The 24104-nt window shown below is 33.2% G+C and carries 15 protein-coding genes; 9 read left to right on the forward strand and 6 right to left on the reverse strand.

The window, feature by feature from the left end; translation table 11 throughout:
- The first annotated feature begins 15 nt into the window (after positions 1–15).
- The 3 genes from hemE (at position 16) to GGR97_RS02370 (ending at position 3154) form a co-directional block, all read left to right on the forward strand.
- Complete coding sequence (gene hemE, locus GGR97_RS02360; RefSeq protein WP_167896823.1) at positions 16–1038, forward strand: uroporphyrinogen decarboxylase; 1023 nt, start codon at positions 16–18, stop codon at positions 1036–1038.
- An 86-nt stretch (positions 1039–1124) separates the two neighbouring features.
- Positions 1125–2027 carry an oxygen-dependent coproporphyrinogen oxidase gene (gene hemF / locus GGR97_RS02365; RefSeq protein ID WP_167896824.1) on the forward strand — a complete coding sequence of 301 codons (903 nt, stop codon included), beginning with the start codon at positions 1125–1127 and terminating at the stop codon, positions 2025–2027.
- A gap of 143 nt (positions 2028–2170) precedes the next feature.
- Positions 2171–3154: a family 16 glycosylhydrolase gene (locus GGR97_RS02370; RefSeq protein WP_167896825.1), complete on the forward strand. Its 984-nt coding sequence runs from the start codon at positions 2171–2173 to the stop codon at positions 3152–3154.
- 40 nt (positions 3155–3194) lie between these two features.
- On the opposite strand, the gene GGR97_RS02375 is transcribed toward GGR97_RS02370, so the two are convergent.
- From GGR97_RS02375 to rho, 5 genes are all read right to left on the reverse strand, one after another.
- Positions 3195–3671 carry a hypothetical protein gene (locus GGR97_RS02375; RefSeq protein WP_167896826.1) on the reverse strand — a complete coding sequence of 159 codons (477 nt, stop codon included), beginning with the start codon at positions 3669–3671 and terminating at the stop codon, positions 3195–3197.
- Positions 3672–3769: 98 nt separating this feature from the next.
- A complete protein-coding gene (locus GGR97_RS02380) occupies positions 3770–5236 on the reverse strand; it encodes a glutamate synthase subunit beta (RefSeq protein WP_167896827.1) in 1467 nt (488 codons plus the stop codon).
- Position 5237: 1 nt separating this feature from the next.
- Positions 5238–9749: a glutamate synthase large subunit gene (gene gltB / locus GGR97_RS02385; RefSeq protein WP_209272307.1), complete on the reverse strand. Its 4512-nt coding sequence runs from the start codon at positions 9747–9749 to the stop codon at positions 5238–5240.
- A gap of 379 nt (positions 9750–10128) precedes the next feature.
- The gene (locus GGR97_RS02390; RefSeq protein ID WP_167896828.1) at positions 10129–11121 is read right to left on the reverse strand and encodes a T9SS type A sorting domain-containing protein; all 993 of its coding nucleotides are present in this window, start codon (positions 11119–11121) and stop codon (positions 10129–10131) included.
- Positions 11122–11302: 181 nt separating this feature from the next.
- Positions 11303–12988, reverse strand: coding sequence for a transcription termination factor Rho (gene rho / locus GGR97_RS02395; protein ID WP_167896829.1), 1686 nt, complete (start codon positions 12986–12988; stop codon positions 11303–11305).
- 229 nt (positions 12989–13217) lie between these two features.
- Here rho and GGR97_RS02400 point away from each other — a divergent pair, with 229 nt between their 5' ends.
- The 6 genes from GGR97_RS02400 (at position 13218) to GGR97_RS02425 (ending at position 21400) form a co-directional block, all read left to right on the forward strand.
- A complete protein-coding gene (locus tag GGR97_RS02400) occupies positions 13218–13652 on the forward strand; it encodes a DUF4293 domain-containing protein (protein ID WP_167896830.1) in 435 nt (144 codons plus the stop codon).
- 151 nt (positions 13653–13803) lie between these two features.
- Positions 13804–14883: a peptide chain release factor 1 gene (gene prfA / locus GGR97_RS02405; RefSeq protein ID WP_167896831.1), complete on the forward strand. Its 1080-nt coding sequence runs from the start codon at positions 13804–13806 to the stop codon at positions 14881–14883.
- A 519-nt stretch (positions 14884–15402) separates the two neighbouring features.
- Positions 15403–16179, forward strand: coding sequence for a 3'-5' exonuclease (locus GGR97_RS02410; RefSeq protein ID WP_167896832.1), 777 nt, complete (start codon positions 15403–15405; stop codon positions 16177–16179).
- Between the two features lie 2 nt (positions 16180–16181).
- Positions 16182–16667: an ABC transporter ATPase gene (locus GGR97_RS02415; RefSeq protein ID WP_167896833.1), complete on the forward strand. Its 486-nt coding sequence runs from the start codon at positions 16182–16184 to the stop codon at positions 16665–16667.
- A gap of 15 nt (positions 16668–16682) precedes the next feature.
- Positions 16683–19610 (forward strand): glycoside hydrolase family 3 N-terminal domain-containing protein, encoded by a 2928-nt coding sequence (locus GGR97_RS02420; protein WP_167896834.1) that lies wholly within the window; start codon positions 16683–16685, stop codon positions 19608–19610.
- A 104-nt stretch (positions 19611–19714) separates the two neighbouring features.
- Positions 19715–21400: a DUF262 domain-containing protein gene (locus tag GGR97_RS02425; RefSeq protein WP_167896835.1), complete on the forward strand. Its 1686-nt coding sequence runs from the start codon at positions 19715–19717 to the stop codon at positions 21398–21400.
- A 235-nt stretch (positions 21401–21635) separates the two neighbouring features.
- On the opposite strand, the gene GGR97_RS02430 is transcribed toward GGR97_RS02425, so the two are convergent.
- Positions 21636–24104: a TonB-dependent receptor gene (locus tag GGR97_RS02430; protein WP_167896836.1), complete on the reverse strand. Its 2469-nt coding sequence runs from the start codon at positions 24102–24104 to the stop codon at positions 21636–21638.

A 24104-nucleotide genomic window follows, 5' to 3' on the forward strand; every position in this document is an offset into this window, starting at 1 on the left:
CCCAAATAAACTAAAATGAAAAACGACCTATACCTTAGAGCCTTAAAAGGCGAAACAGTAGAAAGACCTCCAGTTTGGATGATGAGACAAGCGGGAAGATATTTACCAGAGTTTCAAGAAATAAAAAAGAAATACGATTTCTTTACACGTTGTCAAACACCAGAATTAGCGGCGGAAATTACAGTACAACCTATTCGTAGATACGGAATGGATGCTGCTATTTTGTTTTCAGATATTTTGGTCATTCCACAAGCAATGAATATTGAAGTGGAAATGAAAAACGGAATTGGACCTTGGTTGCCAAATCCTATTCGTACCATGCAAGATGTGGAGAATGTAATAGTTCCAGATATTGATGAGACTTTAGGCTATGTAATGGATGCTATTAAGTTGACTAAAGAAATGTTGAACGATGAAATTCCATTAATTGGATTTGCAGGTTCTCCATGGACAATTTTATGTTACTGTATTCAAGGACAAGGGTCAAAGAATTTTGACAAAGCCAAAGAGTTTTGTTTTACACAACCTTTAGCAGCTCATGCTTTGTTACAAAAAATTACAGATACAACGATTGCTTACTTAAAGAAAAAAGTAGAGGCAGGAGTAAACGCTGTTCAAGTTTTTGATTCTTGGGGAGGAATGTTATCTCCGGTAGATTATCAAGAATTTTCTTGGCAATACATCAATCAAATTATAGAAGCTTTAAAAGACGATGCTCCTGTAATTGCTTTTGGAAAAGGATGTTGGTTTGCTTTAGAAGAAATGTCTAAATCTAATGCTGCTGCTTTAGGAGTAGATTGGACAATTACCCCAGAATGGGCAAGAAAATTAGCGGGTGATAAAGTTACTTTACAAGGTAATTTTGATCCTACTCGTTTGTTCTCACCACCTGCAGAAATTAAAAAGCAAGTAAAAACAATGATTGATGCTTTTGGAAAAGATAAATACATTGTAAATCTAGGACACGGTATTTTACCAAACATTGGTTTAGAGAATGCCGGAGCGTTTATTGATGCGGTTAAAGAATACAGTATTTAGTATCTGGTATCAAGTACCAGGTATCTAGTAAGAATCTGAGTAAAAAGTCTTGTTACTTGCTACTCACTACTCGATACTCAAAATAAATGAAAGATCAATTTTACAAATACATACAACAATTACAAGATACTATTTGTACAGGTTTACAAGCTGTGGATGGTGAAGCTACATTTGTTGAAGACTTATGGGATAGACCCGAAGGAGGTGGAGGTAGAACTCGTGTGATATCGAACGGTAAAGTGTTTGAGAAAGGAGGAGTAAATATTTCTTCTGTACACGGAGAATTACCTATGGCTTTGCGCAAACAATTTGGAGTAGAGGCAGGTAATTTTTATGCTTGCGGATTGAGTTTAGTGATTCATCCTACAAATCCAATGGTGCCAACCGTACATGCAAATTGGAGGTATTTTGAAATGTATGATGAGCAAGGAAATGTGGTTACACAATGGTTTGGTGGAGGTCAAGATTTAACTCCTTATTATTTGTTTGATGAGGATGCAATTCATTTCCACACCGTATGTAAAACAGCTTGTGACAAACACAATTCAGAATTTTATCCTTTGTATAAAAAGAAATGTGACGATTACTTTTGGAACGCTCACAGAAACGAAGCTCGTGGAATTGGTGGTTTGTTTTTTGATTATTGCAAACCTACAGAGCAAATGTCATTAGATCAATGGTATGATTTTGTAACAGAAGTAGGAAACAGCTTTTTAGAAAGTTATGTACCTATTGTAGAAAAACGCAAAGAATTAGAATATACTAAAACACAGCGCGATTGGCAAGAAGTTCGTAGAGGTCGTTATGTGGAGTTTAATTTAGTACACGATAGAGGAACGCTTTTTGGTTTAAAAACCAATGGTCGAATAGAATCTATCTTAATGAGTTTACCGCCACATGTGCAATGGCATTATTGTCATGAACCAGAAAAAGATAGTTGGGAAGAAAAGTTAATCACCGTATTAATGAATCCTAAACAATGGATCTAAATCAAAGCCTCATAATTATATGAGGCTTTTTTAGTACTTATAATTACGTATAAGTCATTCTTTATTATCGATTTGATAAAATAGTGCTTATTATAATGGTTAATATCAGGTAGTTTTGTGATAATATTAAAAAATTATCAAATATGAGCTATCTTTCATTTGCTTTTAAAAAAATTGTTTTCTTATCTTTTTTATTAATAGCTAGTTCTTGTACGGGTAATGATGTTGAAGATGATCCTCTATTAGACATTATTAAAGAGTTGCCTGAGGAAAAAGAACCAGAACCTGTAGAAGAAGTTATATTACCTCAATCGGATCTTAAGAATACGGGAAATTGGGTGTTGAATGAAGAAATAAGTGATGAGTTTAATGCTACAGATTTAGATGAAGATAGATGGCATATTCAAGGTAAGGGAGGAGTGTATGTATCCAACTTTATAGGAAGAGCACCTTCTCAATTTTCTACCCAAAATATTAACATAGAAAACGGAATTTTAAAGTTGGTTTCTAAATGGGAACCCGATTTTGACTTTAATACCGAAAAAACTCAAACCGTTGGAGGAGTAGAATACAAGTATGAAAACATAACTACCGCAGCTTTGGTGGGAAAAAGATATTTTAAATACGGTTATATGGAGATTAAAAGCAAATCTGCTAAAGCTCCTGTAACTAGCTCATTTTGGACTACTGGAAATAAGTCGGAACTAGACATGTTTGAAACCTTTGGAGGTCATAAAACTGTAGATGCGTGGCGAAAGCGATTAAAATACAATGCCATTAGTTGGGATCCTAATAACAAATACTACTTACCAGACGGATTAGGACCTGCTTATACAACCAATATACAAGTAGCCCATAATACAGCCGATGATTTTCATGTGTATGGTTTTGAATGGTCTGCCGATGCTATTAAAATTTATATTGATGGTGTTTTACATGAACAAGGAAATCTAACGAAAGCGTTGGTTACTAATAATGGTACCGATTTAGAAAGATGGGTCACAGATGTGGATTATAAAATATGGGTAGATTCAGAAACGTTTCCATGGTTAGGGCTACCTACCGAAGAAGATTTACCAGCAGTATATGAAATAGACTACATTAGAGTTTGGCAAAAAGAAGAATAAGTAAAGAAGAAAAAACCACGCTATCTACAGCGTGGTTTTTTTATGATTTTAAATTTTCTAACCTAGTCTTATAATCAAACTGTAAATCCTCATGTAGAGTTGTCATTTTCTTTTCAATCAACTTTAATTCTCTGTGAAATAGATTTAATAATTGCTGATTTTTGGTGATAGAAGGTCTAAGTGTTGTTAGTTTTTTACAGAAATACAATAACAATTCTACTTCAGTTTCTTTAACGTTAGAATATCTTATGTAGGTTTTTATCAGTTTTAAAATTTTTCTGATGGTCTTTTTCATATAGAAATAAGATGTGGTATTCATACTCTTAAATAGTTCATCAACCTCTAATTTAATTTCATGAATATATTCTTCTTCGTTTTGCGTTTCAAACAATAAATAGGTTAAGAGTTCTTTATTCTCCTTTTTAAATTTAGACAACCTTAGAACAATTTCAATTAATTCATTTCTGTCTAAATGATTAAGTTCTGTTTTTAATTGTTTGATGTTAGCTGTATCCATATAGCTAATATAATTATTAGTTAAAGAAGTAACAGATGTATTTAAAAAGAAAAACCTCGCTAATAGCGAGGTTTTTCTTTTTATAAATAAGTAGTATGTTATTGAACACCTACTAAATCTCCAGCAATATCTTTAGAAGGTAAATCAGATTTACCCATTAAGAAAATATCTACTTGACGAGCAGCTTCACGACCTTCAGAAATTGCCCAAACGATTAATGACTGTCCTCTACGCATATCTCCAGCAGCAAATACATTTGGAATGTTTGTTTGGTAGCTTCCGTATTCAGCTTTGTAATTAGAACGAGCATCAGTCTCAATTCCTAATTGTTCAGCAATTGTTGCTTCAGGACCTGTAAATCCTAAGGCTAATAATGCTAAATCACAAGGCCAAACTTTTTCAGAACCTTCAATCTCAATTAATTGAGGTCTTTGTCCAGGAACCATTTTCCACTCCACATTAACAGTTTTTAAAGCTGTTAATTTTCCGTTTTTATCTTTGATAAATTCTTTTGTGTTGATCAACCAGTTACGATCACACCCTTCTTTGTGAGAAGTAGATGTTTTTAACTGTAAAGGCCAATAAGGCCATGGAGTAGATGGTGATCTATGTCCAGGAGGCTTAGGCATAATTTCAAAGTTAGCCACAGATTTAGCTCCTTGACGGTTAGAAGTACCTACACAGTCAGAACCTGTATCTCCACCACCAATAACGATGACATCTTTACCCGTTGCTAATACTTGATCTTTTACTTCTTTTCCAAAAACAACTTTAGTTTGTTGTGTTAAGAAATCCATTGCTTGCACAACACCATCTGCATCAATACCAGGAGTTGGTAAAGAACGTCTTTGAGTTGCTCCACCACATAAGGTAATAGCATCAAAAGCTTTTAATTCTTCAATAGAAACATTTACACCAACGTTCGCATTTTTCTTAAAAACAATACCTTCTGCTTCTAAAATAGCTACACGACGGTCTATAATTCCTTTTTCCATTTTAAAGTTAGGAATACCGTAACGTAACAATCCTCCAACTTCATCATCTCTTTCAAAAACAGTAACTAAGTGTCCAGCTCTGTTTAATTGTTGAGCAGCAGCTAATCCAGCAGGTCCAGAACCTACAACAGCTACAGTTTTACCTGTTCTGTTTTTAGGTGGTTGTGGTTTAATCCATCCTTCTTTAAAGGCACGCTCTACAATATTCTTTTCAATATTTTCAATAGAAATAGGATCTTCTATAATACCTAATACACACGCTTTTTCACAAGGTGCTGGACATAAACGTCCAGTAAACTCAGGAAAGTTGTTTGTAGAATGTAAAATTAAAGAAGCCTTTTGCCATTCCCCTTGGTGCACCATGTGGTTAAAATCAGGAATTAAATTTCCTAATGGACAACCACTGTGACAGAAAGGAATACCACAGTCCATACAACGTGAACCTTGCTCTGTAATTTCAGCCTCACTTAATGGGACTGTAAATTCATTATAATTATGTACACGCTCTTCAACAGCTTTGTACGATTCGTCTTTTCTTTCGAATTCTTTAAATCCAGTTACTTTTCCCATATTATGATACTGTTAATTCTTCAAACATTGGTTCTTCGTTAGCAATACGTTCTAAAGCTACTTTGTATTCTTTAGGCATTACTTTTACAAATTTAGCTAAGCTATTTTCCCAGTCAGCTAATACTTCTTTACCTCTGTTACTGTCTGTATAAGCAACGTGTCTTTCAATTAATCCTTTTAATTCAGCTGCATCTTCTGCAGTAATTGGATCAAAGTCAATTGTTTCTTCGTTACACAATCCGTTTGTAAACTGTCCTGTAGTGTTTAATACATAAGCATAACCTCCAGACATACCTGCTGCAAAGTTTCTACCTGTGTCTCCTAATACAACAACTACACCACCTGTCATGTATTCACAACCGTGATCTCCAAGACCTTCTACAACTGTAGTTGCTCCAGAGTTACGAACTGCAAAACGTTCACCTGCAATACCGTTAATGTATGCCTGACCGTTTACTGCTCCAAATAAACAAACGTTACCAACAATAATGTTGTCTTCTGCTACAAAATCAGCTTTAGCTGGTTTCTTCACAATAATTTTACCTCCAGACAAACCTTTACCTAAGTAATCGTTTGTATTTCCTTCTACAGTATAAGTAATACCATGTGCACCAAATACTCCTAAACTTTGTCCAGCAGAACCTGTAAAGTTTAAGTTTAATGTGTCTTCAGGTAATCCTAAGTGACCATAAATTTTAGAAATTTCGTTAGATACAATTGCACCAACAGAACGGTTTGTGTTACCAATAGGATAGTTTAATGTAGTTACTTCTTTTCTAAAGATAGCTGCGTGAGCATCTTTTAAAATGGTAAAGTCAAGTACATTTTCTAAATTGTGATCTTGTTTTTCAATGTTCTTAACAGGTAAGTCACTGTAACCAGCAGGCTGGTGCAAGATGGCAGATAAATCTAATCCTTTAGCCTTATAATGATCAATTGCGTTGTTAGCATTAATCTTTTGAGTTTGACCCACCATTTCATCCATTGTACGGAATCCTAATTGAGCCATAATTTCTCTTAATTCATTTGCTACGTAGTAGAAGAAGTTAATTACGTGTTCAGGAGTACCCTTAAAGTTCTTACGTAATTCTTTATCTTGAGTAGCAATACCTACTGGACATGTGTTTAAGTGACACTTACGCATCATAATACATCCAGAAGCTACTAATGGAGCTGTTGCAAATCCAAATTCTTCAGCACCTAATAATGCAGCAATAGCAACATCACGTCCAGTTTTTAACTGACCATCACATTCAACAACAATACGAGATCGTAAGTTGTTTAATACCAATGTTTGTTGTGCTTCTGCCAAACCAAGTTCCCAAGGTAAACCAGCGTGCTTTAATGAGGTTAAAGGAGAAGCTCCAGTACCACCATCATATCCAGAAATTAAAACGACATCTGCTTTTGCTTTTGCAACTCCGGCAGCAATGGTTCCAACTCCTACTTCTGATACTAATTTTACGTTGATACGTGCCTCACGGTTCGCATTCTTTAAATCGTAAATTAACTGAGCTAAATCCTCAATTGAATAAATATCGTGGTGTGGAGGAGGAGAAATCAATCCTACAAAAGGAGTTGAGTTACGAGCATCAGCAATCCAAGGTAAAACTTTTGTACCTGGTAATTGACCACCCTCTCCTGGCTTCGCACCCTGAGCCATTTTAATTTGAATCTCTTTAGCAGAACTTAAGTAGTGAGATGTTACTCCAAAACGTCCTGAAGCTACTTGTTTAATAGCAGAGTTTTTGTTGTCTCCGTTTGCATCTGGTTGGAAACGTCTTCTGTCTTCACCACCTTCACCTGAGTTAGATTTTGCACCTAAACGGTTCATTGCGATGGCTAAGTTCTCGTGAGCTTCACGAGAAATAGAACCATAAGACATGGCACCAGTTTTAAAACGTTTTACAATTTCTGTCCATGGTTCCACTTCTTCAACTGGAATTGGATCATAGTTTGTAAATTCAAACAATCCACGGATAGTTAACAATCCTTTTGCTTGTTCGTTAATTGCGTTTTTATATACGTCGTAAGAAGCTTGGTCATTTAAACGTACAGCTTGTTGCAATTTAGCAACGGTTGTAGGGTTAAAAATATGACGTTCACCATTACGTCTCCATCTATAATCACCACCAATGTTTAAACCTAAACGTTTGTCGATGTATGTATCTGGATATGCGTATTTATATCTTTCGTTAATTTCTTTTTCAATTTCGTACAATCCAATACCTTCTATTCTAGAAGCAGTGTAAGGGAAATATTTGTTTACGAATTCTGAGTTGAAACCTACAATTTCGAAGATTTGAGACCCACGGTACGAGTGTAACGTAGAAATACCAATCTTGTTCATTACTTTTAAGATTCCTTTACCAATAGCTTTGTTAAAGTTATCTACAGCTTTTTGCTCATCTAACTCAATAAATCCTTCTTTTACTTGTAAACGGATAATTTCGTTTACCATATAAGGGTTTACAGCAGAAGCACCGTATCCGAATAAGGTAGCAAAATGATGTGGTTCACGAGGCTCAGCAGATTCTATTACAATATCAAAATAAGAACGCTTACGTAAACGGTTCATTTGATGGTGTACATAAGAACAGGCTAATAATGATGGAATTGGAGCTTTTTCTTTAGAAGCACCTCTATCAGATAAAATGATAATGTTTACTCCGTTGTCTACAGCTTTGGTAATTTTAGTGATGATTTCTTCTAAACCATCTTCTAAACCATTCATCCCTTTTACCTTGTCATATAACATTTCAATTGTTTCAGCTTTGAAACCATCGATGTTTATATTTCTAATTTTCTCTAAATCATTATTAGAGATCACAGGATTTTGAATTCTTAATTTGTGACATTGTTCAGCAGTAATGTCAAAAATGTTTTTGTCATTACCTAAAGCTAAACTAATATCAGTAACTACTTCTTCACGAATACCATCCAAAGGTGGGTTGGTAACCTGAGCAAATAATTGCTTAAAGTAGTTAGGTACTAATTGAGGTCTGTCTGATAAAACAGCAACAGGAGTATCAATACCCATAGAACCTAAGGCTTCTTTACCTTCTTGTGCCATTGGAACAATTACTTCTTGAATATCTTCAATAGTATAGTTGTATAAACGTTGACGAGTTTTTAAATCCAATGTTTCGATTGGACAATTTTTATTATCGTTAGGAACGTCTTTTAATCGTAAGCTATTTTTGTTTAACCATTCTTTGTAAGGTCTTTCAGAACAAATTTTGTTCTTAATCTCTTCGTCTTCAATGATTTTTCCTTTGTTCATGTCTACTAAGAACATTTTACCTGGCTCTAAACGACCATGGCTAACAATATCTTCTGGAGCAATCTCTACCACACCAACTTCTGATGACATGATTAATTTACCACTCTTAGTAACTGTGTAACGAGAAGGTCTTAAACCGTTACGGTCTAATAAAGCTCCTACATAATCTCCATCTGTAAAAGGAACTGAGGCAGGACCATCCCAAGGTTCCATAATACAAGAGTTGTATTCGTAAAACGCTTTTCTGTCTTCAGACATAGTAGCGTGTTTTTCCCAAGCTTCAGGAATCGTCATCATCATTACTTCTGGTAAAGAACGACCTGTAAGTGTTAACAACTCAACAGACATATCCATAGAAGCAGAATCTGATTTTCCTGGTAAAATTATTGGGAATAATTTTTCCATGGTTGCTGCATCAAAAACATCAGACTTCATGATCTCTTCACGTACACGCATTCTAGAAACGTTTCCTCTTAAGGTGTTAATTTCCCCATTCTGACATAAGAATCTAAAGGGTTGTGCTAACTCCCAAGCAGGCATTGTGTTGGTAGAAAAACGTTGGTGTACTAATGCTAATCTAGTTACTAAATCAGGTTGTTGTAAATCTGTATAGTAAGGTCCAATATCTTCTGGCATAATAATACCCTTGTAAATAAGTGTAGTATTAGATAAAGAAGGTAAGTAAAAGTAACTAGCTTCAGACATTTTAGAGTTACGAATAGCGTGCTCCGTAATTTTACGTGCAGCATATAACTTAGCTCTAAAAATATTTTCTTCTAAATCACCTTGAGCAATAAATAACTGCTCAATATTTGGTTCAGATGCCAAAGCGATTTCCCCTAGTTGAGAAGAGTCCACAGGAACTTCTCTCCAACCTAAAACGGTTAATCCTTGGTTTGCAATTTCTTTTTCGAAAACATCTTTACAAAATTTGTGTTGATTCGTGTTTTTTGGTAAAAACACCATTCCAACAGCATACTTGCGTTGCTCAGGAATTTCAAAATCACAAACTCTTTTAAAATAATCGTGAGGGATGTCAATTAATAATCCAGCACCATCTCCGGTTTTCCCGTCGGCACTAACACCTCCACGGTGTTCTAGTTTCACTAAAATCTCTAATGCATCATGAATAATTTGGTTGGTTTTTTCACCTTTAAGGTTACAAATAAAACCTGCACCACAGTTTTCATGTTCAAATTCTGGTAAGTATAGTCCTTGTTTCTGTATCATATTTTAAAAATATAGGCGACAAAATTACGTAAATATTAATGAATATCAAACTATCAGAGTAGTTACATAACTTTGTTAATTGAATATTGTTGTTTTGTTGTGAATAATTTATTTACTGGTGTGTTTTGTTGTTAATATGGTAAAATTTACCCTCTATTTTTTTGGGGTTCAAAATATCTAAGTATGAAGTTATTAGATTGGTTTCAATTAAAATACTGTATGTTAAATGATTAGCTTATTTAGATTGATTACGTATTAGTTGAAGGGTTTTGTTTGTTTGGTAAGAATACTTAATTAAAAACAAAAAAGGCTGTCAATTTTAAAATTGACAGCCTTTTTAAAGAGGTGAAGAAAAAGAGGTGAAGAAATTTAGTAAATATTATTTTACAAACTTTAAACTACCCTTGTCTGTTATTAAAAAATAAACACCACTAGATAATTCTGAGATATTAATTTGTGAATCAATATTACCTGTTTTTACAGATTTTCCTAAGATGTTGAATATTGTGTAATTGTCACTTTTGTGCTGTGATCCTAGAGATATTGCGTTTCCATTTACGCTAACTCCTTCTAAAGTAAGTTTATTAGTAGATAATGTTGAAGCATCTATGTTGAATAATTCTGTTACATAACTGTTTATTGTAATGTCACTACCTGCGCTAAATCCATATCCAAGTACTTGTATTCTTACACCGGTAAGGTTTTCAGATATATTAGGAACAGTTACACTTACCGTAGTAGACTGTTCTGAATCACTATTAGTTACAATTGTTGTTCCGATCACTCCTTCAGGTATTTCTGTGTAGTTGTTTTTGATAAAGCGTACTCTTACGTCAAGATTATCTCTTGTAGGATCTTTTTTCAAAGCTGTAAAATCTACACCAATAGTAAGGGTTTCTCCTTCTGTTAGTTCACCACTAGTTGATGTATGGTATTCTGTTGGTGTAGAGTTATTGATTGACGTAATGGTAACATTAGCGGATACTTCTACATCAGACTCTTGGATTCCAATGATTTTTGTTTGGCCACCACTACCAAAAGCTTGTATTCTAGCTGTTGTGATTGCTGGAGAAACTTCAGGTATAGTTAGAGTAAATGTTAGAGTATTGTCAGCTGGATCACCCTTAATCGTTGTTTTGGTTTCTGCAGTATTTGCTATAGGTGACCAACCGTCAAGTAATCTAAGGGTCAAGTCTCCTGTGGCGTTTTGGTAGGTAAGAACTACAGTTAAAACAGTGTTACCTGCAAAAGGAGAATTTGCTGATATATAAGTATCGGCATCTGTACCGTTGATTGAAGTAATTGTAACAGTTTGTGCATTTACAAACAATGTTGTTAATAAAAAAGATAATAATAACGTAATTTTTTTCATAGTGTTTAGTATTTAATAGTTAATGTTTAATGAACTGCTAAAGTATTGTTAATGATTGTTGTTTTTTATTACGAATACGCTAATTTGTAGAACATATGTCTTGTTTAGTAGATGTTGAGTAAAATAAAAAGGCTTGAAAGTAGTTACTTTCAAGCCTTTTTATAATTGTGTTGTTGTAAGTTTATCCGTTCATAGAGATTAAGAACTCATCATTATTTTTGGTTCCTTTTATCCTATCTTTTATAAATTCCATAGCTTCTACAGGGTTCATGTCTGCTAGGTATTTTCTTAGTACCCACATACGTTGTACAGTTTTTTCGTCTAGTAATAAATCATCTCTACGAGTACTAGATTTGATTAAGTCCATAGCAGGGTATAAACGTCTGTTAGAAATATTTCTATCTAATTGAAGTTCCATGTTACCTGTTCCTTTAAATTCTTCAAAGATAACTTCGTCCATTTTAGAACCTGTTTCTGTTAACGCAGTAGCAATAATGGTTAAAGAGCCACCACCTTCTATATTACGAGCCGCTCCAAAGAAACGTTTAGGCTTGTGTAATGCATTGGCATCAATACCTCCAGATAATATTTTTCCAGATGCAGGAGCTACGGTATTGTATGCTCTTGCCAAACGTGTAATAGAGTCTAATAAGATTACAACATCGTGACCACATTCTACCAAACGCTTTGCTTTTTCTAAAACAATATTAGCAACTTTTACGTGTTTGTCTGCAGGTTCGTCAAAAGTAGAGGCAACTACCTCTCCTTTAACGTTACGTTGCATGTCTGTAACTTCTTCAGGCCTTTCATCAATTAATAAAACTAACTGATATACTTCTGGGTGATTGGTTGCAATGGCATTGGCTATGTCTTTTAATAACATAGTTTTACCTGTTTTAGGTTGTGCTACAATCATACCACGTTGCCCTTTACCAATAGGAGCAAATAAATCTATAATTCTTGTAGATAAAGAACTTCTACCTCCAGATAAGTTGAATTTTTCTTCAGGGAAAAGAGGAGTAAGGTGTTCAAAAGAAACACGGTCTCTAACTTCTTTAGGGTTTAATCCATTAATTTTAGAAACTCTAATTAATGGGAAATATTTTTCTCCTTCTTTAGGAGGTCTTACAATTCCTTTAACCGTATCTCCTGTTTTTAAACCAAATAATTTAATTTGAGATTGAGATACATAGACATCATCAGGAGAAGATAAATAATTATAATCTGAGGATCTTAAAAATCCATACCCATCAGGCATCATTTCTAAAACTCCTTCACTTTCAATAATTCCATCAAACTCATAGTTAGGATCTTTAGGACTCTTTCCTTTGTTGTTCTTGTTGTTTCTAGGATTATTTTTTCTAGGGTTGGGAGTGTTGTTGTTTGGGTTGTTATTATTTTGTTGAGGAGTGCTTGTTTTGGCACTCTCATTATTCTCTGTGGTAACTTCTTTGTTTTTAGGCTTAGGGTGTACCTTTTTTCTAGGAGTAGGAGTTGAAGGTTTTTCATTAACTACCTTAGGTTTTTTAGGGACCTCTTCTGTGATAGCATCTTCAATATTAGGAATTGCTACTGTTTCTTGTTGCGGTTGTTTCTGAGGTTGTTTTCGTGGAGCTTTAGGAGCTTTGTCGTTACTGTCTACAGTTTTTGCAACACGAGGTTTTCTCTTAGGTTCAGATTTTACAACTTCTTTTTCTGTGTTTTTTGGAGCTTCAGGTGTGTTAGCAGCGATAGCGGCTTGTTCATCTAAAATTTTATAAATCAAGTCCATTTTTTTTAATTGACTTGTTTTTTTTAATCCAATTGTCTTTGCAATTTCATGCAAATCCGCAAGTGTTTTTGCTTTTAATTGAGAAATTTCGAACATTTATAGTATGTATGATGATAATAAAAAAACGCAATTAGGGTATAGATGTTTTAACAATTATACGATTGCAATTTGATATTTGATTTTTTTTGAAAATTAATTACAGTATATAAGTATTTGTACTGTAATAGCTTACTTAGCTAAAACAAATATAGTTTTTTTTTTAATGTGGCAAAGTCTTTAATAAATAAAAAGAATATGTAAATTTGTGTCAGTTATTTAGAAAAGCATGATTCAAAGAATTCAAACAGTTTATTTATTTGCTGCATTTATAATTGCAGGTGTGTTGACTAATTTATTTTCTTTTTTTACGCTTAGTCAGGGGGTTGAGCTATTTTTAGCGGATACTTTTACAAATAGCTCAGTTCTTTTAAAATCAGTAGGAGTGTTTTTTATACTCTCAGCAATTTTGTCTATAGTCGCAATTTTTAGTTATAAAAAAAGACAAAATCAATTTGTTGTAGGTAGGTTAAACATTCTGATCAACTTCTATTTATTGAGTGTATTGATGTACGTATCTCTAACATTACCTGGAGAAATGAATATTTCTGAGAAAGGTATTGGGATTTATTTTCCAATTGCTATTATTGTTTTGCTAGTCATGGCAAACAAAGCAATTAAGAAAGATGAAGATCTCGTAAAATCTGTAGATAGGTTACGATAAACTCAACATCTTAGTTTATTTAGTGCGACTAAAACCTCAAAGCTTTTGCTTTGGGGTTTTTTTGTGTTTAAAAAGTACTTTTTTGCTGTGTGAATATTAATTCTACAATTCAATTTTAAATTGTAATTTTGCGTACTACAAAAAATAGAACATGTTAGATAAATTAAGAATAGTAAAGCAGCGTTTTGATGAAGTTTCAGATTTAATCATCCAACCAGATGTTATTACAGATCAAAAACGTTATGCTAAACTTAATAAGGAATATAAAGATTTAAATAAGGTTGTTGAAAAAGGTAACGAGTATCAAACAATCTTAGGGAATATAGAGGAAGCTAAAGAAATTATTTCAGACGGATCTGATGCTGAGATGGTGGAGATGGCTAAAATGGAATTGGAAGAAGGTAACGAAAGACTTCCTCAGTTAGAAGAGGAAATTAAATTTATGTTGATTCCTAAAGATCCAGAAGATGCTAAGAACGTAATCGTAGAAATTAGAGCAGGTACTGGTGGTGATGAAGCTAGTATTTTTGCTGGAGATTTGTATAGAATGTATACCAAGTACGCTAGTAGTAGAGGTTGGAAATGTGAAGTAGAAGATATTGCTGATGGAACCTCTGGAGGATTTAAAGAAATTATTTTTAGTGTTTCTGGAGATGATGTTTATGGGGATTTAAAGTTTGAGTCAGGAGTGCACCGTGTACAACGTGTACCACAAACAGAAACGCAAGGACGTGTACATACGTCTGCAGCAACAGTAATGGTATTGCCAGAGGCTGAAGAGTTTGATATTGATATGAAACAGAGTGATATCCGTGTTGATTACTTTTGTTCTTCGGGACCAGGAGGTCAATCGGTAAACACAACCTATTCAGCAGTACGTTTAACACACGTTCCAACAGGATTGGTAGCACAATGTCAGGATCAAAAATCTCAACATAAAAACAAAGACAAAGCCATGAAGGTTTTACGTTCTCGTTTGTATGAGCAAGAATTAGAGAAAAAATTGGCTGCAGATTCTGCAAAAAGAAATTCTTTAGTGGCTAGTGGAGATAGATCTGCTAAAATTAGAACTTATAACTACCCACAAGGACGTGTAACAGAGCACAGAATTGGATTGACACTTTATGATTTAGGAAATATTGTAAATGGAGACATTCACAAAATTATTGATGAATTAAAGTTGACTGAAAATACCGAAAAGTTAAAAGAATTAGGTGAAGCGAATATTTAAAAACCTTCACATATAGATATAAAAAAAGCCCCTTGCTATGTTAGGGGCTTTTTTTAACTTTTATTACCATCTGTTGTGGGTCCGGTATTGTTTAAATTTTGTTACAGTATAATGTTTTGGGAAAATTTGCTATGAACCTAAACTTTTATATGTTGTGTTTGTAATCAAATTTTAAACTGCTAAAAGCTTAAAAGAAAAATGTTATACTCTAAATTTAAAAAGGAAATAGATAGTAATGTTTCAAACTTCGATTAATAGTATTAAAGTGTCGTTGAATAGTTTGTTTGGTCTGTTTTATGTTTTATAACAGCTCTGTGTGTTTTTGTTCTCATTTTCTTAGAGAGCTCTGTAGTCTGTGTTTTTTAAGTTAATGTAACGCACTTTAAAGTAAGTTTATTTTAATTTTTATAATTCATAATAGGAGGTTCATCATTTTAGTTGATAAGTTGTGGTATTTAATATGGATATCTTTAAAGGATTGTATCGATTTTTTTAAATTTACTCTTATATACAAACTCCATGAAATTAGAATTAACAAGACCTATTGCCTTTTTCGATTTAGAAACAACAGGAATCAATATAGCTAAAGATAGAATCGTAGAAATATCAATTTTAAAAGTATTTCCTAACGGTAATAAAGAAAGTAAAACTTGGTTGGTAAATCCAGAAATGGAAATTCCAGCAGCATCTTCAGAAATTCACGGAATTACAAATGAGAAAGTAGCTACAGAACCTACTTTTAAACAATTAGCTCCTCAGGTTCATGAGTTGATTAAAGGTTGTGATTTGGCAGGATTTAATTCTAACAGATTTGATGTGCCTCTCTTGGCTGAAGAAATGTTAAGAGTTGGGGTAGATTTTGATTTAGACAATGTAAAGTTTGTTGATGTTCAAACTATTTTTCACAAGAAAGAACAAAGAACTTTAACCGCTGGATACAAATTTTATTGCGATAAAGATTTAGAGGGGGCACACTCTGCAGAGGCAGATACCAATGCAACTTATGAAATATTATTAGCTCAAATAGAGAAGTACGACGATATTGGAACGAATGTTGCTGATTTAAGTGCGTATTCGTCTCATAAAAAAAGAGCAGATTTTGCAGGTTTTATTCAGTTTAACGACAAAGATGAAGAAGTTTTTACGTTTGGAAAATATAAAAACAGAACCGTTTTAGAGGTGTTAGCAGAAAATCCGGGTTATTACAACTGGATTATGAATGCAGATTTTCCATTATACACCAAAAAGGTGTTAACTAGTATTCGATTGAAAACATTGAACAACAAATTAAAATAATTATGTACGTACCTTATCATACATTACCAGATACAGCAAGAGTTTGGATATATCAATCTAACAGAAAGTTTACAGCACAAGAGCAAGAACAAGTTGGCAAAATGGCTACTGATTTTGTAGAACAGTGGACTAGACACGGAGAAAACGTAAAGGGTAGTTTTACCATTCTTTACGATCAGTTTTTAATTATTGCTGTAGACCAAAGTTTTGTAGAAGTTTCGGGATGTTCTATAGATGCTTCTGTAAAACTAGTACAACAAATACAAGTACAGTTTCAGGTAGATATGCTAAACAAACTAGCTGTGGCTTATAAAGAAAGTGAGGAAATTGTAATTGCTCCAATGAATCATTTTGCTGCTTTGGCAAAAGAAAACAAAGTAACTCCAAATACGGTTGTTTTTAACAACATGGTAAATACTAAAAAGGGTGTAGAAACTCAGTGGGAAGTTCCTGCTAAAGATAGTTGGCATGCACGTTGTTTTAATTAGTATTTAGAGTTGTTTATGAAGTATATTTTTCAGGTAGTTGTTTTTTTTGTTTTTTCTAATTGTTTTTCACAACAAGTAGAATTAGGTGCGCAACCTTTGGTGGCTAAAGATAGTTTGGCTCAAAAAGTTTGGGTAGACAGTATACTTAAAAACATGTCTTTAGAGGAAAAAATAGGGCAGTTGTTTATGGTACAAGCCTATTCTAATAAAGATGACAAACACAAACAGGAAATCAATAGTTTGATTCAAAATCAACACGTTGGGGGTTTGATTTTTATGCAAGGAACTCCTGAAAAACAAATTGATTTGTACAATGAGTATCAGGCGAATAGTAAAATTCCTTTACTTATTGGTTTTGATGGTGAATGGGGCTTGTCTATGCGTATCAAACCGTCCTTTGCTTATCCTTGGAACATGACTCTAGGAGCGATTCAAAACGATTCATTGATTTATCGTGTTGGACAACAAATAGGAAAGCATTGTAAAGAGGTTGGAATTCATATTAATTTTGCTCCCGTAGTAGACATTAATACCAATCCTTTAAATCCTATTATAGGAAATAGATCTTTTGGAGAAAATAAAAAAAATGTAACTCAAAAATCAATAGCTTTTGTACAAGGAATGCAGAGTGTTGGGGTATTGGCCAATGCCAAACATTTTCCTGGACATGGAGATACGGCCTCAGATTCTCATAAAACATTACCTGTTGTAAACTTTACGATGGGAAGGTTGGATAGTTTAGAACTGTATCCCTACAAACAATTAGTCAAATCTAATTTAGCCAGTGTTATGGTGGCTCATTTGGATGTACCTGCTTTAAAAACAGAAAAAGGAAGACCTACTTCTATTTCTAAAAAAGTAGTTACAGGACTGTTAAAGAATAAAATTGGTTTTAAAGGATTGGTGTTTACTGATGCTTTAAACATGAAAGGAGTGGCTAATTATACAGCTGCAGATAGTGTGGCTTTGGAAGCTTTAAAAGCTGGAAACGATATGTTGTTAATTCCGGTGGATGTAGAAAAAGGAGTTAAAACAATTAAGAATGCCATTCTTAAAAATGTACTAACAGAGGCTAGGTTAGATAGTTCTGTGGTTAAAGTGTTAATGGCTAAATATTGTGTGGGTTTACAGCACAAAAAGGTATTAAACAAAATTGATGTTCAACAAAGAATTCACACGATAGAAGACGATTTGTTGTTTAAAAAAGTTGCCGAAAATGCGGTTACCTTAGTAAAGAACGAGAATAATTTACTTCCTTTAAAAAGATTAGATACGCTTAAAGTTGCATCTGTTTCTTTAGGAGATGATGTTTCTGGAACTTTTGTGCAAACTCTTAAAAAATATACCGCTGTTGATGAAATAAACCAACTAACGGTTGCAAACTATAAAAGCAAATTAAAAAATTACAATACCATTGTTATTGGGGTTCATAAATCTGATGAACATCCTTGGAAATCTTATAAATTATCTAGTACCGAAGTTGCATTAATTCAGAAAATGGCATCTTACAAAAAGGTGATATTAACAGTGTTTACAAGCCCATATTCTTTGTTAAAATTAAACGGATTTGATGGCGTTTCTAACTTAGTTGTCGCATATCAAAACAATTCAGTATTTCAATCGGTAGCTGCACAACAATTATTTGGAGCGTTACCTTTTACAGGAAAATTGCCAGTTTCGGTATCTCAAAGATTTAAGGAAGGAAGTGGTATTACTACTCAAGCACTGCAACGTTTGCAATATGGTTTTCCCGAAGAAGAAGGAATGGATTCTTATCAACTAAAAAAAATAGATTCTGTAGCCCAACTTGTAATTAAAGAAAAAATGAGTCCTGGTTTGCAAGTATTGGTGGCTAGAAAAGGAAAGGTGGTTTTTGAAAAATCGTATGGATACTTTACCTATGATGCAGTACAAAAAGTAAACAATACTTCTATGTACGATTTGGCTTCTTTAACCAAAATATTAGGTGCGTTTCCTTTGTATGTAAAAGCTCTGGAAAAGGGAGTGTATAGGTTAGATCAGACTTTGGGAGATTTGTTACCTATGTATAAAAATACTCCCTTGGAAAAACTGTTGGTGATAGATATGTTTGCGCATCAATCGGGTTTACAAGCGTGGATTCCTTTTTATGTAAAAACCTTAGATAGTGTTTCTAAAAAGCCCATGGATGTTTGGTATAAAAACAAGGCTGAAATAGGTTTTGATTTAAAAGTTGCTGAAAACTTGTATTTAAAAAACGAGTATATTGATAGTATTTATCAGGAAATAAAAGTGGCTCCTTTGCGTAAAACCAGAGATTATAAATACAGTGGTTTGCCTTTTTTTTTATTTAAAAAAGTGTTAGAAAACCATTATCAACAACCTATGGATGTGTTGCTTAACAATCAGTTTACAAAAAAACTAGGAGCCTCTACATTAATGTACAATCCTTTAGAAATGTATGCAAAAGACAGCATTGTTCCTTCTGAATTGGATACTTATTACAGATATCAAAAATTACAAGGAACGGTGCATGATATGGCAGCAGCCATGTTTGGAGGGGTTTCTGGAAATGCAGGATTGTTTGGAAATGCCAATGATGTTGCTAAAATGATGCAGTTGTATTTAAACAAAGGGGCTTATGGAGGTGAAAAGTACTTTAGAGAGAACACTTTTGATATGTTTAACAAGGCTTATTTTAAAAGTAGAGACAATAGAAGAGGTTTGGTTTTAGACAAACCATCTGGTGATGCTGCTGTTAAAAGTACGTGTAATTGCACGTCTATGGAAAGTTTTGGACATAGTGGTTTTACAGGAACCTTTGCTTGGGCAGATCCTAAAACAGAGTTGATTTATGTATTTTTATCGAACAGAACTTATCCTACTATGGCTAATAATGCTTTGGGGACTAATGATATTAGAACGGATATTCAGCAACTCATTCAAGATGCTATTGTAGAGTAGGTAAACTATATTTTACTATAAAAAAAGATTGTTATGATCAATTAAAGATTTGTTTATATTTTTACATATAATAAAAATATCATAATAACGATAAAAATTAAAACATGAAAGGAATTCAAGGAACTTCAAATGACACATATAGAAAGCTTATGGGAAGCGGACTAAAATATGAAATTCCTAAATTTCAAAGAGATTATAGTTGGGGATCTCAGCAATGGGATGACCTGTGGCAAGATATTTCATTAATTATTAGTGATGAAGAAAATGAACATTACATGGGGTATCTAGTTCTACAAACATCTGATAATAAATTACATACTGTTATTGATGGTCAACAAAGACTGACAACTTTAAGTATTTTAATGCTTTCCATTTTAAAAGTTTTAAATGAGTTTGTTGAAAATGAAATTGAAGTTGATGATAATAAATTAAGAATTGAAACCTATCGAAATAATTACATCGGAAGTTTAAATACAATCACACTAATATCAGATAATAAGCTTAAATTAAACAGAAATGGTGATGAGTATTATAGGAATAATATGGTGTTGTTAAAAGATTTACCATTGAGGAATACGAATTCTTCTGAAAAAAATATGCGTGAATGTTTTTTATGGTTTCACAATAAAGCTTCGAAATTATTTACTAGTGGACAAGATGTTGCTGAGTTTGTTGAGACAATAGTTGATAAATTATTTTTTACAGTAATTACTGTAACAGATCAATTAAATGCTTTTAAAGTTTTTGAAACACTAAATGCAAGAGGAGTACAACTTTCGTCTTCTGATTTACTTAAAAACTATTTGTTCTCAGTAATTGATGAAAGTAATCCTCATGGTTCTGAGATAGAAGAATTAGAAAGTTTATGGAGTCGAATTATTGGTAAATTAGGAAATAAAAAATTTGAAGATTATTTACGTTATTATTGGAATAGTAAAAATAAAACTGTTAGAAAAAATCAATTGTTTAAAACTATTCGGAATACAATTAAAACAAAAGAAGATACATTCAAGTTAATAAGAGATCTCGATGACACTGCCGATCTATTCGTGGCTATTCAAGATCCAGAAAGTGAGTATTGGATAGATAATCAAGAAATAAAAAAACAGCTGAATGAATTAAATTTATTCCAAATAAAACAAACTAATTCTTTGTTGATTGCTGGATATAAGAATTTAGATTCTCGAGAATTTTTGAAGCTTGTTAAGGTTTCTGTAATTATTTCTTTTAGATATAATATTATTGGAGGATTAAACCCAAATGATCAAGAAGAAGTTTATAATAAGATGGCTAATAATATTACTTTAAATAAAACATTAGATCTATTACAACTGTCATCAATTTATGTAAATGATCATAATTTTGAGAATGCTTTTTCTAATAAACAATTCAAAAGAACATCAAGGAATCATAAAATTGTTAAGTATATTTTTTCCAAAATAGAAAATTTTTCATTTCAAAATGAAATAAATCCTGAAAGTGATTTATATACAATAGAGCATATTCTTCCTGAAAGTGCTGATGAAAATTGGGGGAGTTTTAGTAATGAGGAAATTACACGTTCCATATATCGTTTAGGAAATTTAACGTTATTAGAAAAAAGATTAAATCAAAAAGCAGGAACATCAAATTATGAATTTAAAAAAGAAATATTAGAAAAATCTAATTGTAATTTAACTAAAATTATTCCTGAAAATTATGAAACTTGGTCCGAGAGAAAACTTATTGCAAGACAAAAAGAATTAAGTAAGTCTGCTAAATCTATATGGAAAATACAAGAATTAGATTAAGCTCTACTTATAATATATAGGTTAAATAATAACACTTGGTATTATTTTCATTGTTACAAATTATTGTGTTAGTGATTGACCGGCCTGTTTGAGCTCTTTTATTTTTTATGTATTCAAAAAAGCTTTTTTGTAAGACCCTTTTGTTTTCAAGAAAAAAGTGTTTTTGTTTATGATGATAAAAATAAAAAGCGAGTAGGGAAAGCACGACCCAAAGGGGAACACCCTAATTAAGAAATTAAAATTCCATTCCTACCTTAAAGTTTAAAATTCTACCCGTTAATACATTGGGAACTCCGTTGTATTGTTGACTAGCTACATCGTAAATCCAAGTATTGGTGGTGGTGTTGTTAATGTCAAAAATGTTAAACAACTCCAAACCAAAATCTAGTTCTTTAAAATGCTTTAAAAAACCGGTTTCGTATCTTTTATTTTCGTCTACAATAATATAAGCCACTCCAATGTCGGCTCTTCGGTAAGGTCTTAGTCTTGTTTGAAAGTTGTATCGGTCTACTTGGCTATTAGGATCGGCACTGGCATTGGTAGGAGATCCACCCGGTAAGCTAGAATTTAAGACTAGATTTAAATAGGCTTTAAAGTTGGGATTGCTGGGCACATAGTCTTGAAATAGCATGGCAAACTTAAAACGCTGATCGGTAGGTCTGGCAATATAACCTCTGTTATTGGTGTTTTCTTCGGTTTTTAAGAATCCTAAACTAATCCAGCTTTCTTTACCTGGAACAAATTCTCCGCTCAACCTTAAATCTAGCCCCGCAGCGTATCCTTGGGTGTTGTTGTTGGCATCGTAGCGAATTCTAACATTGTCTAGGGTATAAGCATTAATGTTGTTTAATTGTTTGAAATAAACCTCAGAAGTCATTTTAAACGGACGTTTCCATTTGGTAAAACTATATTCGTTAGAAAACACATAATGAATAGATTCTTGCGCATCTACATTAAACTGAAGTACTCCTTGAGGATTTCTTAGTTCTTTGTAAGACGGTGGTTGGTGGTAGTATCCTGCAGAAAGTCTAAATACCATGTCGGTATGATTCCAATCGGGTTTTAAAGAAAGTCTAAACCGTGGACTGATGGTTTGTTTAAGGTCTGATTGAATGCCAGTAACGTTGTCTTTTACATACCAAAGTTGTGTTCTAATTCCTGCATGATGCCATAGAATATGATTTCCAATCCACCATTTTTTATTCCATTGTGCGTATCCAGAAAAACGAAAAATATCGGCATTGTTTTGTGCTCTTACGCTGTAAAAAGGAGTAATGGGTGCTGTAAATGGAGTATTGGGTTGGTTGTTTTCTATATTCTCATTTGGATTTCTTAGTGTGATTCCGTTGTCGTCTATAGTCGTCCATTCGCTAATTCGGTCTCTAATGTTTTCTTGTTGAAATTTTAAACCCGCTTCTAGTTTGTGTTCGTTTATAGTGTGCTGAAAAGTAGCTTTCAGGTTTTGAATTAAAATGTCTAAATCGTTTCTTGCGTGGTCTAATTGAGAACCTACTCCTGTGGTAAATAATGGTTCTCCGCTTGTAGGATCTATTTCTGAAATTCTGTAAGCTCCAGAAATATCGTAATGTTCTTGTTCTTGTGTGTTGAACAAAGAAGCGGTTAGGTTGATGTTTGTGTTTTTATTGAACTCGTATTTGTAGCTAAAAGCTCCAAAATAGGTTTCAAAGTTATCTTGTTCGTTTCCTTCGTAAAAAACAACTAGTTCTTGTGGTTTTATCAATCCACCAAACTGAGTAACTCTAGAAATAGGTGTAAAATTGTAATTGTTAATAGCAATGTTTCCTAAAAAATCTAAACTGCTTTTAGGGTTGATTTGGTAGGATAAATAAGTTTGTATGTCTACAAAAACAGGTTTAAAGTTAGTCTCTGTATCCTTACTATTTACCAATAATTGATTGTTTCTATATCTAGCTCCAATTAAGGTAGAAAGCTTGTTGTTTAAGTAAATATTCTCATAGGTATAACTTGCTCCTAGTAAGTTTAGGTTAACGGTAGAAAGTTCTTTAGTAGGTTTTTTATAGTGAATATTTAGTACGGAGGATAACCTGTCTCCATACTTAGACTCAAACCCTCCTGCAGAAAAGTTGATATTTTCTGTCATGTCTGAATTTAAAAAACTCAATCCTTCTTGTTGCCCCGACCTTACTAAAAAGGGTCTGTAAATTTCTATTCCGTTTACATAAACTAGGTTTTCATCAAAACTACCTCCACGAACGCTGTATTGTGTGCTTAGTTCATTACTATTGTTAACTCCTGGTTGAGTCATTAATAAATTTTCTATTCCAGCATTGGCTCCGGGCACACGCTTAAACTTTTTGGCTTTTAGTTTGATGACTCCTTGTTGCGCAGCTTCATAACTTTTGAGGGTTACTTCTTCAATTTCTTGAGACTGTTCTTTTAGGGTAGGAGAGTAGTTAATGGTTTTGTTTTTATAGCCTTTAAAGGTTTTTATGACGGATCCATAACCTATGTGCGAGAATTTTACGACTGTTTTTTCGTAAGCTATAATTTCAATGGTATAGGTACCATCATCATTACTAATAGTTCCCTTGTTTCCATACGTAATGCTAGCTCCACTTAAAGGTTCTTTGTTTTGATTGGTAATGGTACCTGTTACAAAACCTGTTTGTGCAATAGTTACAGAACTAATGAATATAGTAAGGAGCGTGAGTATATTTTTCAA

This window comes from Wenyingzhuangia aestuarii, assembly GCF_011927765.1.
GTDB lineage: Bacteria > Bacteroidota > Bacteroidia > Flavobacteriales > Flavobacteriaceae > Wenyingzhuangia > Wenyingzhuangia aestuarii.

Coding starts and splice junctions, on each gene's coding strand:
- GGR97_RS02425 (WP_167896835.1), top strand. CDS start 19,715: ATGAAAGGAATTCAAGGAACTTCAAATGACACATATAGAAAGCTTATG.
- gltB (WP_209272307.1), bottom strand. CDS start 9,749: ATGATACAGAAACAAGGACTATACTTACCAGAATTTGAACATGAAAAC.
- hemE (WP_167896823.1), top strand. CDS start 16: ATGAAAAACGACCTATACCTTAGAGCCTTAAAAGGCGAAACAGTAGAA.
- GGR97_RS02370 (WP_167896825.1), top strand. CDS start 2,171: ATGAGCTATCTTTCATTTGCTTTTAAAAAAATTGTTTTCTTATCTTTT.
- GGR97_RS02415 (WP_167896833.1), top strand. CDS start 16,182: ATGTACGTACCTTATCATACATTACCAGATACAGCAAGAGTTTGGATA.
- GGR97_RS02380 (WP_167896827.1), bottom strand. CDS start 5,236: ATGGGAAAAGTAACTGGATTTAAAGAATTCGAAAGAAAAGACGAATCG.
- hemF (WP_167896824.1), top strand. CDS start 1,125: ATGAAAGATCAATTTTACAAATACATACAACAATTACAAGATACTATT.
- GGR97_RS02420 (WP_167896834.1), top strand. CDS start 16,683: ATGAAGTATATTTTTCAGGTAGTTGTTTTTTTTGTTTTTTCTAATTGT.
- rho (WP_167896829.1), bottom strand. CDS start 12,988: ATGTTCGAAATTTCTCAATTAAAAGCAAAAACACTTGCGGATTTGCAT.
- prfA (WP_167896831.1), top strand. CDS start 13,804: ATGTTAGATAAATTAAGAATAGTAAAGCAGCGTTTTGATGAAGTTTCA.
- GGR97_RS02410 (WP_167896832.1), top strand. CDS start 15,403: ATGAAATTAGAATTAACAAGACCTATTGCCTTTTTCGATTTAGAAACA.
- GGR97_RS02390 (WP_167896828.1), bottom strand. CDS start 11,121: ATGAAAAAAATTACGTTATTATTATCTTTTTTATTAACAACATTGTTT.
- GGR97_RS02400 (WP_167896830.1), top strand. CDS start 13,218: ATGATTCAAAGAATTCAAACAGTTTATTTATTTGCTGCATTTATAATT.
- GGR97_RS02375 (WP_167896826.1), bottom strand. CDS start 3,671: ATGGATACAGCTAACATCAAACAATTAAAAACAGAACTTAATCATTTA.